Source organism: Leptolyngbya sp. CCNP1308 (assembly GCF_034932455.1).
Lineage (GTDB): Bacteria > Cyanobacteriota > Cyanobacteriia > Phormidesmidales > Phormidesmidaceae > Nodosilinea.
This window is the reverse complement of sequence record NZ_JAYGIH010000013.1, coordinates 1-14,526: the sequence shown is the minus strand read 5'-3', so window position 1 is coordinate 14,526 and position 14,526 is coordinate 1. Positions and strand designations below refer to the sequence as shown.

Here is a 14,526-nt window from a genome sequence, read left to right as displayed (position 1 = left end):
GGCACTACGGACAATTTACCCAACCCGCTGGTTTTGCCGAAAAGTCTGAAAAGATTGGCGAATTGTCCTGAGGCGATCGCGGCTTTGGCGCAAATGCTAGGTGCGTTGTGGAGTGGCGCGGCTGATTGAGGGAAATGATGGCTGCTCTGGAGGGGATGCTTGGGCTGGGTTGGTTGGTGGTTTTGGGGTGCCGCAGGCTACGGGCCTTGCGAATCGTCGTTGCTGACCTAAATTTTGCCAACGGTGGGGGGCTGCCGTGCTACCCTAGTTGAGTAAAAACGGGATGTAGCGCAGCTTGGTAGCGCACTTCGTTCGGGACGAAGGGGCCGTGGGTTCGAATCCCGCCATCCCGATTCTTCTAAAACCTACTGCGGAAGCGCCTTGTAGCCGACGCATCAACCTTTTGATGACCCTAACATATTGTCAATAGGGAGGGTGAGGTTGGCTACTTTTGGACGCTTTTGGACGTCTGAGTGGTAGGAAATTGGTAGGAAGATGACTACTATGCAACCCCCCGTAGCGGCACGCCCGACGCTGAGCCGCTACCTAGATAGAAGCCTTGTCAAAGTAGAAAGCGATAAAGGCAGGTTGAGATTACGCTTTACCTATGGAGGCACACGCCATTACATAGCCGTTGGCTTGCCTGATTCCAAAGTTAATCGCATCGTGGCCCAGCAGAAGGCGACTCAGATCGAACTGGATATTGCCTCCGGCAACTTTGATGAGACCCTAAAGAAGTACAAGCCACCCAAAGCTGCCGCTAAAAAGCGCGAGGCAACCACCGTGACTGGGCTATTTGAGAAATTCACAGCGGTTCAGACCAAAGCCAAAGATTTGCAGGTGGGCAGTCTGTGCCGATATGGAGCTACGCAGCGACATTTAGACGCATTTTTCTCAACTAAGCCAGCAGACATTGTGGATGAGGACAGTGCTACCGCTTTTGCCGAGTACTTGCGAAAGCGAGTGGTCGAACGAACGGCTAAAGACTACCTAACCCTAGTTAAGTCCTGTTGGAATTGGGCTGAGCAGACACTCGGACAAAACCCCTGGGCATCCGTTCTAGAGAGAGTGAAACCAGCCCCTAAGCAGAAGGTTAAGCCTTTTACATTGGCTGAGGTTCAAGCTATCTTGACGGCGTTTAGAACGGATCGTTACTACCAGCACTACGCCGACTTCGTGACGTTCCTATTCGGTACAGGCTGTCGTTTTGGGGAAGCTGTAGCCCTAAAATGGAAGCATATTGCCGATGACTACTCAACGGTATGGATTGGCGAATCTGTTTCTAGAGGAGTCCGTAAGACCACCAAAACGGGGAAAGATCGGACGATAACCCTTACCCCCACGGTGGCAGAAATGCTATCTGCTAGAAAACCTACTAACGTGGACCCTGAAGCATCAGTTTTTCCATCGCCGAAGGGAAAGCTCCTCAACGACCATACCTTCCGTCGCCGAGCCTGGACCAAAATCTTGACCCGGCTCGAAATTACCTACCGGAAGCCTTACTCTACCCGCCATACTGCCATCAGCCATGCTCTGGCGAATGGCGCAAATCCTCTAGCGGTAGCAGAGCAAACAGGTCACGATCCTCAAATTTTGTTCAAACATTATGCCTCCGTCATTCAAAAATCTGCTGTGATGGTGGAATTTTAAAGCGCTAGCTTTATAGCTTGTGTCCGGCCCAAACTACCCTGCCCATGATGCTTAGGCCATTCGACTTGCTAGACAAGTCTAAGGAAAAAGCTTCGTAGGCAGGGTTATCACTTAGCACCCGGAAGTTATTTTCGGGGATGTATTGCAAGCGCTTAATCAAAATTCGCTCATTTAGCTTAAACAGGAAAAGGCCATGGTCGATAGCCGCTAACTCCCTAACACTGGTATCTACTAGGACTAGGTCTCCGAGAACCAGGGTAGGCTCCATGCTTTCGTCCTGAACTTGGGTCAGGAGTAAGTGGTCATAAGACTTTGGGAACTCAGACTTTAGCCAGTCCGTCTGGAAAGCTAGCGGATCCTTATAGATATACTCTTTGGATTCTCCGTCTCCCAAGCTGTTGTGACTAGGCTGACCACCCGCCAGCCACTCTACACTTACGTTTGCCGTGCGTGCTATGGCGAGCAGTGCAGGTCGGGTAGGTTCGCTTTGGCCGTTGAGGTATTGTCGCAAAACTGTGTCAGAGAAACCACAGCTTCGTGCAAATCCTCGAATGCTATTCTCTCCAACGGCCTGCTTTAAACGTTGGGGGAAATCGTTTGAGTCGGTCAGTACCGCCTGCCCCTCATTAGAAGGCGTGTTATTCATCGCAAGTCCAGAGATTTAGTACTGCAAATTATAGCGCTTGACATGCGCGTTATTAATTGTTAGCTTCATCGATATATTGATGGAGCTTCGTTGATCTTATGCACGTAGAGGACATTAAGGCCGCTCTTCGCAAACAAGGCTGGACGTTAACCGGCATTGCCAAAGAGCTCGGTGTGGGGCCTTCTGCCATCTCCCATGCCCTGACGAGGCAACGCTCTCGCAGGGTCGAAAAAGTGATCGCGGCCAAGCTTGGCTTATCTCCTCGGGAGATCTGGCCTCAACGTTATAAAGGAGGGGCAACCCATGAATCAGTTTGTCAGCAAGCAGGAAGCGCTACAGTACCTCAATCTCAGCAGCACTACCTTAAAAAAATACAGATTGCAGGGCCTGTTAATCGAGGGCATTCACTGGGTTCGCATTAATAGCCGCTGTACCCGCTACAACTTGGAACTCATCAAAGATTGGCTCCAAAACCGCCATGACCCAGTGGCCCATCAGCGAGCTATCGAAGTCTATCAGGCCAGTTTGTTGAGTAACCAGCGAAAAGTTCCTCAGCGGTTTAATCGTCGATAACCTAAGGGACATCAAGCTGCCTTGATATCTCGATAGTCCATCAAGTATGTGATGAAGAGCTAGGCTTAGCATCTCATTCTTGAGGCTTATGAAAAAACACCCTAACTACAACGTAGTAAGGGTGTCGGACTTTCTTTGTTTATTTTCTGAGCCAGGCTAATCAATATACTGATGCAGTTTTGCCGAACCGCCCAGGTCATTAACCTGCTGATAGAAGTGGTGTCTTCAACTATAGCAAAGACATCGAAAATGTCCACCCTGGGCACAGCTAACGGTTAAAAACAGCCGGTTGATTGTGGTGGCCTGGCTCCTAAACTCAGGAGCTAACCATGGCACAGTACATTTACTCGGGGCGATCGCGCCCCTGTCCGATTTGTGGACGCATCAAAGACCAAGACTGCCGCTGGAATGAGGAGGTGGTGTTCTGCCACACCCACGTAGACCAGGATGGGGCGGTAGACGGCTACGTTTATCGGGGTGCGACAGCCGATGGCATATGGGGGCAATACTTTGCAGCCACCGCCTCACCGGAGAAGCCCATTCGACCGCAGCAGCGGCAGGACTATTTTTATCCCAACCGAACTGGGCAGCCCCTGGTGAAGGTGACGCGGGTAGATCGGGGCAACGGCGCGAAGTTTTTTGTGCAGTACCACTGGAACGGGCAGCAGTGGGTCAAAGGGCTGACCCCTGAGATTAGAGCCCAGGTGCCGATTTATCGCTACCGGGATGTCCAGAATGCGATCGCCATCGGTCAACCCATCTGGATGGTGGAGGGGGAAGGCTGCGTTGACGCCCTCTGGAATATTGGCATTTCCGCGACAACGACCCTGGGGGGCTCCAAGAAGTACCGTAGCTATGGTGATTACCGTCAGGATTTGCAGGATGCGAGCTTAGTGCTGTGCCCCGATCGCGATCAGGTCGGTATTGCCCATATGGAAGAAGTCGCCCAGAACTTCCCCTCAGCCCAGTGGTGCTACCCCTACCCGGATAGCCTGCTCTGGCAGAACCTGCCGAAGCATGGCGGGCTGGATGTGGTGGACTGGATTCACGATGGAGCCACAGCGGAGCAGATTCGGGCGGCGGTGCAAGACCAGCGGCAGCTGGAGGTCAACTCTACCCAAGACCCCAATCGACTGTCGGTGCAGGCTTTGCAAAACCAGATTCGCACCTATCTGGGCTCCAGCCCCACCGAACTAGCTCTGGCGGCGCAGGTGGTGCAGTGGCACCAGGAGACGGGGATATCGGCCAGGGATATCGGTAACCTGGTCACCCTGGTGCAGGCGGAGCTGGAGCAAACCGAGGAGCGGGACGATCGCCGAGCTGAGATTCACCAGCTGCTCAAAATTAGCGACTACCAGCTGTGTCTGGGCGAGTATCTTCACTCTGACCTGGCGGAACCCCTAGAGCAGATTGCTGACTGGATTGGGGCGACGCCAGCGGCGATGCTGGTGACACTGCTGCCGGTGGCGGCATCATTGCTACGGGTGGGTACGGAGTTAGAGATTGATGCCGGGATGGGGTTCTCGGTGCCGCCGATTGTATTCACCGGGCTGGTGGCCCCCTCAGGTAGCAAGAAGAGCCCTATTCAGCGACAGATTTTGGGGCCGCTCTCACTGCTCCAGACGGAGGCGGATCAGGAGTATGAATATGCCGCCTCGGAGTATGAGGTTGACCTGCGGGATTGGGAGCAGACTAGAGTCGAGGATAGGGGCATTCGCCCGAGGAAACCGATGCCACGGGAGTATCACACCTCGGATGCGACACGGGAGGCGATCGCCCGCATTCAAGCCCAACAGCCGGAGCGGGGCATTTTGGTGACGCCAGATGAGCTAGCGGGCCTCTTCAAGGGGCAGAACCAGTACCGCAATGGCCGGGGTAACGACAAGGAGTCACTGCTGATGGCCTTTGATGGCTCGGGGTTGAAGGTGGATCGGGCTAGCGGTTTACGAATTAGCCTACCGCGCACCAGTCTGAGCCTGACGGGGACGATTCAGCCGGATATTCTGCGGGAGATGATGGGGGATTGCTCTGACGCCAGTGGCCAGTGGGCCAGGTTTTTGTGGTGTCTGCTGCCGCTGAAGCCTGCGCCGTTTCCCCGACGGACGGTGCGCCACGACGTGTCGGAGCGGCTTTATACCGTCTACCAGCAGTTGGAGGGGTTGGTGGCCCAGTGCTACCGGCTGAGCCCTGAGGCCAAGGCATTGTTTGCGGATTGGTATGACCAGTTGGATCAGTTGCGGGTGACGGAGACGCACCCAGGCTTGCAGGCGGTCTATTCCAAGATGCAGGGCTATACGGGGCGGCTGGCGCTGATTCTGCACTGCCTGAATGCGGCGGTGGAGGGATGTCTGCCGAACCATGCAGTGGAAGCGAGCCAGATGCAGGCGTCAATTAAGCTGGGGCGTTGGTTCATTGGTCAGGTGAAGCTGCTCTATGCGGACGGGAATACGGTGGATGGGGCGCTGGAGCCGGTCTATACGAAGCTGATACAGCTATCGCGGGTGCGGGGGTGGCTGCGGGCCAAGGATGTGCGGAACTATGAGCGCAGTTTACGGAAGGCGGGAGTAGAGGTGATCCGCGCTCATTTTATGGAGCTGGAGGCGATGGGGTATGGGGAGACCCAGGGGATGGGGAATCGGCTGCGGTGGCGGGCAACGGTAGACGCGGTAGACAGATTTGAGGAAACGGTAGACGGGGTGTCTACCGCTGAAAGCACTGAGGGATAAGGGTTATAGCGAAACGGTAGACAAGTAGACAGGGTTTGCTAGTGGGGAATTTCTAGGAAAGTGTCTACCGTCTACCGAAATGGCTGAAGGGCTCATAGGTAAAGGCTTTTGCCCGGTAGACGCCCTGTCTACCGTTGTCTACCGTGTCTACCGAAATAAGCAGGTGAGACTACTCTGAAACGTCGCGACTGAGAGAGGGATGAGCGAGACCGCAGACTTTCTCGAATCTGGGCCATGGCAGCGGGGCCTTCGAGGCGGTTCCCATTCTGGGCTGCTCCCCAACCGATCTGGGCATCTTGCTGGAGTTCGGGCAGTCGCCCTTGATAAATGTCGTTTTGTTGATCGAGCAAATGTATACCTGCTGTGATGACCTCAGAACGGACTGGTACTTACCAGTAGCAAGCTGACGTTGGATGAGTTGCTCTAGTTCAGAGGGTAGGGCAATAAACTGCTGCCCGAGGTATTGAAAGCCTCGGAACGGAAAAAAAATCGCCAGGGCAGATGCGACTGCCTTGGGATAAGTGGGAGTCGATCCAACAGGACATTCGGAAAGTCGCTGAACAATTTGTGCTGGGGTTTAAGTCTATTGAACGGCGAAAGATTACGGATTTTGCTGTTGCCTAATCATCTAAGAACGATAGCTGTAGAATGGGCACCGCCCATTCTACAGCTATCGCTGTCATCACCCGATGAAGGATACCATAAACAGCCCTTCTTACACCCCCAACAGCCCAACTACGGTTGGGTGGAGTGCTCGCACCGTAGGGGTTCTCGAATCTTCGGCGGTTTATGGCGGACAGGTTTTATAGCAAGAATTGGGATGCTGCTGTGGCGGTAAGCGAACAGGGATATTTGAGGGGAAGGGATGAGTAAATGGGGTGGTGGGCGGTGCCCGCCCTATGAAATTATATAAATCACAACATAACAAGAGGCTTGAGATTATTCTGTACTAAAAGTTAAAGTCTGCATTGTGAAAAGCGCAGTCTCACAAAACCTGGTTTAGAACTATCAGCTAACAAAAAAGGGAGGTGTCCAATAGGTACATTGGAAGCTTGCAGTTCTCTGCCGTTCATTCCCTCAGACCATAATAGCTCTCTGTAGCTCAGCCACTCAATTTGCTCGCCCAGTTCACTCTCGCGAGTCCTCAAAATCTCTTCAATATCTCCACTAATTCTATTCCATCCTACCTCATAAGCGAATTTAATCCAGGACACTTCATTACTTGATTCTAGAGCATTACCTGTTTCCTCATGTATGTCTCCCTGAACTCTGAAATCAAGAGCATTACCTGTTTTCTCATATATCTCTCTCTGAACTCTAAAACCAAAATGACCAGCAGAATGTTTAATCCACAGAGTATCTATTTCTCTAAGAATGGGGCAAGCGATATTAGCAGCCGAAATATTTAAATCCTTAGAAAGCGCCGAAGCAATGAGCACATGATTAGTCAGATCATCGGCTTTTTGCCACTGATACTGCGCCAAAACTAGATCTAGCTCTCGGATCGATTGTCTTGCTCGAAAGTCATAGTGTTTTTTGAGGGAAGCAATAACTAATGCCTGAAATTGATCTCCAAATGACTCTGTAGATGAAGGGGCTAGAAGTTGTCGAAAGGATTCTCCAACCGTGCCTTGAGTAATGTCTTGGTTAAAGCTTGGAGTTTCAGATACGTAACTGAAAGCTTGTTCATAGAACAAGTCTGCATTGGGGAGCTCCTGTTCTCCTAAAAAGTAATCTTGTTCTTCCCTCAAATTGCCCTGAACGGCATAGGTAAAGAAGGCGATCGCTCGCCCAGATGCCGATGCATTAAATATATTTGGATTGGCCTCGACTAGCCGAACGCTTTGCTTAATCTGCATTTGCGCCTCATTAATTCGCTCTTGTGCCCTCTCATTGGTATTGTCTGCGGAAATGAGATTGAGGTGCGCTAGAGCGAGACTACTATTCAAGAGCACTTGTTTTAATTCAGTTTTGTCCTCGGTAAAATCCGTAAACGACAAGCCAATCTGTTCGATCGCATCCCGCGCCGCTTCGGGTTTCTCAATGATGTAAAGATCGCGAATGAGGCCCGAGAGCGCTTTGGTCGTGTCATTTAATGCGGCAATTTCTTGTTGCTCCTGGGCAACTTCAGCCAGCGCTTTTTGCGCCACGAACAAGTCGCTTGCTGCCTGATCTGCATTGCGCTGAGCCTCTTGTTCTGCTTGTTTAGCCTGGTCAACGGCGGCATCGGCATTGGCTAAGTCTTGCTTCAACTGCGCCAGCAACCCTTGCTGTCCTTTGGCCTGCTGCTCAGTTTTTTTAAGTTGGTCATACACGACTTGGCGCTGGGCTTCAACGGTGTTTAGAGTCTCCTGCCTTTGGGCAAGTTCTTTGTTTGCCTTAGCGACTTTATCATTAGCTTGAGTCAGATCTTGAGCAACTTGTTCTTTTTCTTGTTGAATTTGGGTTAACTCTTGTTGTGCCGTTTTAGCGAGGTTTTCAGCCTCTTCACGCTGCTGATTCGCGGCACGCAATTGGCCTACTGCTCCCCACGCCAATCCACCCAAAACTACGGCAGCGGCGAGGGCACCGCCCAACACGAAACTCCCTCGACGAATTTTCCTTTGGGCCTGCCGATTGGCTTCCGCCTGAATCTGCTCGGCGGCTTCGGCGGCTTCCCGCCCCTGCTTCTCCCGTGCCAGTTCAGCTTCCCGTTCCTTAGCGGCAATTTCTTCTTCCCGTTGTTGTGCCCGACTGGCAGCTAAGAATTCTCGATCCTCAGCACTGCGGGTAGCTTTCTCCCCAGCCCATCGCTCCGCTTCTACTAATGCTCCGCCCCTCAGCAGACGAGAGCTATCCGTCTTACCAGACACAACCCAGGCACGAAAGCTTTCTGAGTAGGGGCGCAGCTTTTGGAGTTCAGTGTTAATCCAGTCTTCGTCAAAAACCGCGACATAGATGGGGTTATATACCCTCAATTGGTTATCGCGCTTTACTACCAGGCCCGAAAGCTGTAGCTCTCGTTCTTCTGGTTGGTTCTCTGCGGGCAGATTGCCTGCTTGCCGAATAGCTCGATATAGCTCCAGCAAATACCCTGCTTTCTGCTCATCATCCAGCAGTCGCTTTCGAATGGTCTTTAGGTGTTCCTGATGGTCTTGAGATTCCCAGTTCTCAATCAGGCGAGATTCCACCAGATGCTGAACTCTGGTCATTTCGTTATGCGCAGAGATTTCAGCGTCTGAATCAGCTACCAGCTGACACAAGCGCTGGGTTAGAAACGGCTGTCCGCCTGTCCAGTGCAAAATCTCGCGTAGAACCTCCTCTGGTCGCTCTGCTTTGCCCGTTAATCCAGTCGCTAAGGGCAACGCCTCTTCAAACTCAAAGCCCTTCAAGTCAATGCTTTCACCAATATTGAAGGGAGTGCGTTTGGCATCTCCAATTAGCTCAGAGGGGGCGGCAACGCCTAGCAGGGCAAAGGTCAACCGTTCATAGTCAAGGTTCTCAGCCCGTTTGTTGTAGCAAGCCCGAATCAGGGCAAAAAAGTCGTCGGTAAAAGGCAGGCCCAGGGTGCTGTCGATTTCATCAATGAAAACAACAATGGGGCGCTCATGGCTAGGCAGCAGCACCGTCTCAATAAACTCCGCCAGCCGCTCAACGGGGGCAATAAAGTCTCGCTCCTTCAGCCAGCCCCGAAAGGCTGGGCGATCTAGTAGGTCAAACTGGCGATTGAGCTGGTTGATAATGCCGTCATACCACTGGTCAGGTTTATCGACCTGGCTATCTTTAGACGAAAAGTCGATGATGATTCCTGCCCAACCATTAGCTTGCAACTTAGCTAGGGTTCTCACCATCAGGCTGGTCTTGCCCATCTGGCGAGAGTTGAGGACGTAGCAAAATTCTCCTGCTTTCAGCGCTTCGTAGAGGTCGCGATCGCTCCCCCGCGTCACATAGGACGGCACATTCTGGGGTAAAGCACCGCCCACTTTGTAGAAGGTACTGGGGGCTGCGCTCATAGCGTCATCCTCAATCGCGAGTGAAAATAGGGACGGTACAGGCTCTTATGGCGCAGCACCACATCGTTGCTCTGAAAGTTAACCAGACCCATACCATTGAGCTTAAACGCCAGCATCGATTTCAGCGTCACCGGCTTCTCAGACATAATCACCTGCTCAAAAGCCTTGGCCAACTCAGGATGCTGCTGCAAATTCCAAAGATGTCGCCGCAGGTGCTCACCAAAAATACCAGCATCCGTGGGTGCTGCTTGGAGCAGCTGAGCTAGAGTCAAGTCTTGCTGGGCAACGTGATATAAAGCGAGACGGATCAAATAGGGGTGCCCCCCCACCATAGCCATTAAAGACCCAACGTCCGCTTCGCTCCAGTTCAGGCCATGCTTACCCACCAAATTCATCACCTGAGCCGACGTAAACTCTGGTAGTTCCACCGCCAGACCCACGTTAAAGGGCGAGACATTGCTTTCTAGAACCACGTAAGACTCTGTGGAGTGGGCGATCGCCAGCTTGAATTTGGCCCAGGTCTTATCCACCTTGGCTTTCTCATTCCACGAGCGCAGCAGGGTCAAAAATTCCTTCGACACTGCCTCGTAGGGAAACAGCCGATCTAGCTCATCCAGGCCCAAAAACAAAGACGTGTCGATCTTCGAGAGAATGTGTTCTTCAAAAAAGTCAGTACAGTTCTCCTTGGGGCCAAACAGCTCCTCATCCCAAAATTCCGTCACCTGGCGGGGAGAAAAGCCCAACTTACGGCTGACTAACGCACACAGGCGTTTCAGAAACAAGCTGGAATCAGTAAAAGTCCGCTCATCGGTCTCCAGAAAGTCTACCGTCACTGTTTGGTAGCCCAGCTCGGTAGCCCGGTCTCGGATGCGGGCCAGCAGCGAAGTCTTCCCCATTTGACGAGGGGCTTTGACCCGCACCAGCCCGCCGCGATTTTCAATTTCTTGTAGACAGCGAGTGTCCCAGGGTTCGCGCCGAATGTAGAACTTAGAGTCTAGCGGCATGGTGCCGCTGGGAAGCTCCAAATCTGCCACCGGCAGGGGTGGCCGTTGATGGAGGGAAGGCGTAATCTCAGGCTCATCTTTTTCTTTGACCGGGGCAGGGGCCTCACCAGCCTCAATCAACGCAAGAAAATCCTGCACCAAAGCCGCCGTATCTTCCGGCCCCTGCCACGACTTTTGCTGGATAGTCTGAAGCACACTCCGCAGCTCGTAGTTCAGCGGATCATCCAAGGGCAGGTTGACCCGCACCGGCAAGATCACCGGCTTACCCAGATGATCTCTCAGACGCCTAGCCGTTCGGACTTCCCCCGCCACCATGTCGCTGGTGGCCGATCGCTCAGACAACAACAGCAAAAAGTAATCGCAGCGCTTCAACTCCTGGTCAATGCGGTTGACCCAATTTTCTCCCCAGTTGATGCTCTCTGCCGCCATGAACGGTTCATGGCCTGCTGCTTGTAGCTGGTCATGGAAGGCCTGGGCCAAGCTGACATCGGGCTCTTGTGATCGGTAGCTAATGAACACCCGCTTACCCTGAGATAGGGGAGGTGCAGCATCCTCAGACTGAGCCAGCACCGAACCGAGCACCTTTTGTAGCGTTTCTAGCCCACAGCCAATCTCGCTTTCGGCCCAAGTGAGCAAAGCCATCACCCGATCGGCAGGAGGTGCTGACGCTGGCGGAATATTTCCCTTAGCTGGGTTGAGCGTAAAAATGACCTGGTCAAGCTGTGGCCCTGGCAAAGCTGAAAGACGCTGAGCCAGCTTGAGTCGTTGGGAGGAGTCGGGGAAGCCTATCACAACGAAATGAGGCCATAAGGGAAGATGATTGCCATCCAATATAGCCTGGTTTCTCTTAGCGACTTAATTTTCCAACCTGAGTTCGAGACAAGAGAAATCTTTGGGAAAACGGAGGAGCGCTACCCCTTCAACCGCTTCTGCATCGTCTCTAGTTTTCGCAAATCCGCTGCCCGCTTCCGCCGCTGGTAGCGCTCCTTCGCCACCCCATTCACCGCCTGCATCGCCTTGGGGTGCTCCGCCAAGTAAAGGTACGCCGCTTCAAACCACACCTCCTTGGTGATCTTCTCATCCATACAGAGGTGGCGCAGAGCCTTATCAATCTCTTCTTCCAGCCGGGTCGTCGTCCGCACTAGCTGCGGTAACTCCGCCTCATCATCTTGGCTAACAGACATACTGACGTCAACACCCGTAGACTCGCTAGAGTCACTATATCCCGACCCATTGCCCCCCTCCGCCAACTGTTGAGGAGACTTCATAAGCGGCTCTAACCCATCGGCACGGGGCGGCACACTCGGACGCTGCCGCTGCATCAATCGTTCCAGCGCATCCTCAGCCATTCTCTTGTCCCTGATCTAACGCCTCAATCACCCCGTACAGCGGAAATTCCAGCTCCCCATACCCAATCTCTGCCAGCCGCTGTCCCTGCCGAATCGCCTGTTTGTAGCGCTCACTCTCCATAATTGACGGCAGCACCGGGATTGAGCCCGCCACCTGCTGCATGGCGGTTATGGCCTCTCGGCTATCCGTTGCCTGAGACCGGCCAAACCACTTATCGCGAAACGGCAGCACCCCCAGCACCTGGCCTGTAAACGCCCGTATGCGCCCCATTTCCTCCAGCAGTTCTAGGCTGCGCAGTAGTGAATTTACCCCCTTGGTCGAGGCCTCCGCTGGAATTAGCACCCAGTTAGAGGCTCCCATTACCGACAGACAAATCTGGGTGCGCTGGGGCGGCGAGTCGATAATGCAAACATCAAACAACTCCTCCACGACCTCCAGGGCATGGTGCAAAGCCAAGGCTCCCATCCCGATGGTGGCCAGGTATTCCTGGGCTTTGTGCAGCCCCTCATCAGCTGGGATCAGAAACAGATTCGCCGTTGCCAGCGGATAGATCCCATCGGCTGTTTCCACCTGCTGCTTCAGCACTTCCAATAGGGTGGGCTCATTCGCCTTAACGTCATGACCTAAGTAAAGGGTGAGATTCGCCTGCGGATCGGCATCCACCATCAACACCTTCTGTCCCTGCTGTGCCAGGAGCCGACCCAGCAGCAGCGAAACCGACGTTTTCCCTTGCCCCCCAGAGAGCGACAAACAACTCACTGTCTTCATGGATGTGTTTCACTCCCCGTACAACACTTAGCCCCTGCCCATCTCGACATGCCTTGACCCACCAGCGATCTGGCCGCCCTACAAACATGCGAAAATAGAGGCGTCAAGACGTACTGACGTCAGTACATTTATTTTTGTGTCTGCAAATCAGTTGTTATGTCATTTTGTCAGTTAAAGCTTGACGGTTAAGTTGAAAATACCTGGAGCAAATGGGAACCGATGAACATGGTAAAACGTCGCTTTCGAAAGTTTTTTATAGACCAATTTCGATTGCAACCATAGAGTTCTTGCGTGCGGCTAATCGTGTTGATAATTGACAGTAAATTTTTCGATTGATGGTGGCAATGTATGACTTCAGTATAAAAAGCATCTCCACTTTTAAAAGTCTACATAGATTGCTCAATAGCTTGATTAACATCACGCAAGATTACAGAATCAGACCCGATATTGGCTGTTTTGTATAGGCTTTAGGCATGGATTTAAGATGTCTAAGCCTGAATCCACAATTTAGTTTCTCATTTCCCCACCGCTGAAAAATATTGCTATATTGATCAAATCTTTACGCAATTCGAGTCGAATACTTCACTTATTGGTGAGCACGCGAGTCATGTCATCTGACTGATTTCAGGAGACTTCAATCATCAGTCAGACTCAATTCATTTGAGCCATGAAAACTCTCTACATTTTTCCGTTGATGGAACGTCTGGTGGGCCGGATGAATCCGCTTCCAGACCTGCCGCTACTCGCTGTAGCGTTCCTGGGCCTTGCTCTAGATGTCCTCATCTACGGCCCCGCATTGCTGACGGTGCTGGCCGTGGGAGGCATCACTGGCCTGACCTGGAGACAGGACATAACACCCTCCCGCTCCCTATCCAGGCGGGCTTCTAAAGCCCAGGGCTTCAAACGAAAGGCTGGGCTACTCCTGGGTTTAGGGCTGCTCTGGCTGGTCACCCTGCTGGCCTATCCCGCCCAGGCCCAGTTCTTTGGCGGGGCTGAAACCTGGATGACCACCAACTTTGGCACCGCTGCGGGCGACGCCATTCCCCTCGTCTTCAACGTGCTGCGGGGCCTGTTTTTGCTCTACGTCGGCATCTCGCTGGTGCGGGTGATCAGCAGCGCTCGCAACGATGAAGACTGGGTGCGAGCCGTTGCCTAGAAACTGGAACTTACCTGAGTTTCAGGGGATTAGGCGCAAGGTCTTTGAACCTTGACAACTGAATGGCCATGTAGGTGCAAGTCCTACCCCGTGAGTGCAACGGTGACAGCACTTCCCCCACTCGTGAGACTGGCTCTCAATCGGGTGAAGCGGGGATGAACGGCAGCCCTTCCGAGAACCGTACTCGGCAATCTGTCTAGCAAGAATCTATGGGTAGCGAAAGCGAAGATGTGTCAGAACCATCGTCACGTCAAGTGGGCTACGACGGTTAGCAGCCCAGGCCAAAACGGCAAGGCAAACGGGAACTGGCGATTCCAGTCTCGACCAGTCTGCACTTCCCATTAACCCGGTGGAGAGCATCGCCCTAAGGATTCAAACAATGGTCATTCGGAACGGAATAACCCGCTGAGGCGCGCTCTGGTTCACCCCAGAGTCGGCTGCCAAGCTATAAGCCCTCAGCGGGCGGGATTGTATCAAAAGCAAACGCCTGGGGTAATGCCCAGGATAGGCCAACAGATACACGATGAACTGATGGTAATGAATCAAGTCACAGTCCAAACGTCTAAGACTGGGGCCAACGCGCCCACAGTGGAATGGAAGACCCTCCCCTGGCGACAGCTAGAGGCGAAGGTGTTCAAGCTGCAAACGAGGATTTACCGAG

General features: G+C 52.9%; 10 protein-coding genes and 1 tRNA gene. 6 read left to right on the top strand and 5 right to left on the bottom strand.

Annotated features, from left to right (window positions below; all coding sequences use genetic code 11):
- Positions 1 to 279 precede the first annotated feature (279 nt).
- Positions 280 to 353, top strand: a tRNA-Pro gene (locus VB780_RS07315).
- A 151-nt stretch (positions 354 to 504) separates the two neighbouring features.
- Positions 505 to 1,650, top strand: a complete 1,146-nt coding sequence (locus VB780_RS07310; RefSeq protein ID WP_323350478.1) for a tyrosine-type recombinase/integrase — start codon at positions 505 to 507, stop codon at positions 1,648 to 1,650.
- Between the two features lie 10 nt (positions 1,651 to 1,660).
- Here VB780_RS07310 and VB780_RS07305 read toward each other — a convergent pair whose 3' ends face one another.
- Entirely contained in the window at positions 1,661 to 2,296 is a 636-nt protein-coding gene (locus tag VB780_RS07305; protein WP_323350477.1) for a LexA family transcriptional regulator, read from the bottom strand.
- 98 nt (positions 2,297 to 2,394) lie between these two features.
- On the opposite strand from VB780_RS07305, the gene VB780_RS31365 reads away from it, so the two are divergent.
- The 3 genes from VB780_RS31365 (at position 2,395) to VB780_RS07295 (ending at position 5,595) form a co-directional block, all read left to right on the top strand.
- The gene (locus VB780_RS31365) at positions 2,395 to 2,718 is read left to right on the top strand and encodes a helix-turn-helix domain-containing protein (protein ID WP_416349212.1); all 324 of its coding nucleotides are present in this window, start codon (positions 2,395 to 2,397) and stop codon (positions 2,716 to 2,718) included.
- On the top strand, positions 2,600 to 2,869 hold the full coding sequence (locus VB780_RS07300; RefSeq protein WP_323350476.1) for a hypothetical protein: 270 nt from the start codon (positions 2,600 to 2,602) through the stop codon (positions 2,867 to 2,869). Before VB780_RS31365 ends, VB780_RS07300 begins: the two co-directional genes overlap by 119 nt.
- A gap of 329 nt (positions 2,870 to 3,198) precedes the next feature.
- Positions 3,199 to 5,595, top strand: a complete 2,397-nt coding sequence (locus VB780_RS07295; protein ID WP_323350475.1) for a DUF3987 domain-containing protein — start codon at positions 3,199 to 3,201, stop codon at positions 5,593 to 5,595.
- Between the two features lie 956 nt (positions 5,596 to 6,551).
- Here VB780_RS07295 and VB780_RS07290 read toward each other — a convergent pair.
- The 4 genes from VB780_RS07290 to VB780_RS07275 all read right to left on the bottom strand — a co-directional run bounded on the left by VB780_RS07290 (position 6,552) and on the right by VB780_RS07275 (position 12,709).
- Positions 6,552 to 9,587: an AAA-like domain-containing protein gene (locus VB780_RS07290; RefSeq protein WP_323350474.1), complete on the bottom strand. Its 3,036-nt coding sequence runs from the start codon at positions 9,585 to 9,587 to the stop codon at positions 6,552 to 6,554.
- Positions 9,584 to 11,383: an AAA-like domain-containing protein gene (locus VB780_RS07285; protein WP_323350473.1), complete on the bottom strand. Its 1,800-nt coding sequence runs from the start codon at positions 11,381 to 11,383 to the stop codon at positions 9,584 to 9,586. The genes VB780_RS07290 and VB780_RS07285 overlap by 4 nt, the downstream gene beginning before the upstream one ends.
- A 119-nt stretch (positions 11,384 to 11,502) precedes the next feature.
- Positions 11,503 to 11,940, bottom strand: coding sequence for a hypothetical protein (locus VB780_RS07280; RefSeq protein WP_323350472.1), 438 nt, complete (start codon positions 11,938 to 11,940; stop codon positions 11,503 to 11,505).
- On the bottom strand, positions 11,933 to 12,709 hold the full coding sequence (locus VB780_RS07275) for a ParA family protein (protein WP_323350471.1): 777 nt from the start codon (positions 12,707 to 12,709) through the stop codon (positions 11,933 to 11,935). Before VB780_RS07275 ends, VB780_RS07280 begins: the two co-directional genes overlap by 8 nt.
- A 667-nt stretch (positions 12,710 to 13,376) precedes the next feature.
- On the opposite strand from VB780_RS07275, the gene VB780_RS07270 reads away from it, so the two are divergent.
- A complete protein-coding gene (locus VB780_RS07270; protein WP_323350470.1) occupies positions 13,377 to 13,865 on the top strand; it encodes a hypothetical protein in 489 nt (162 codons plus the stop codon).
- Positions 13,866 to 14,526: the final 661 nt, after the last annotated feature.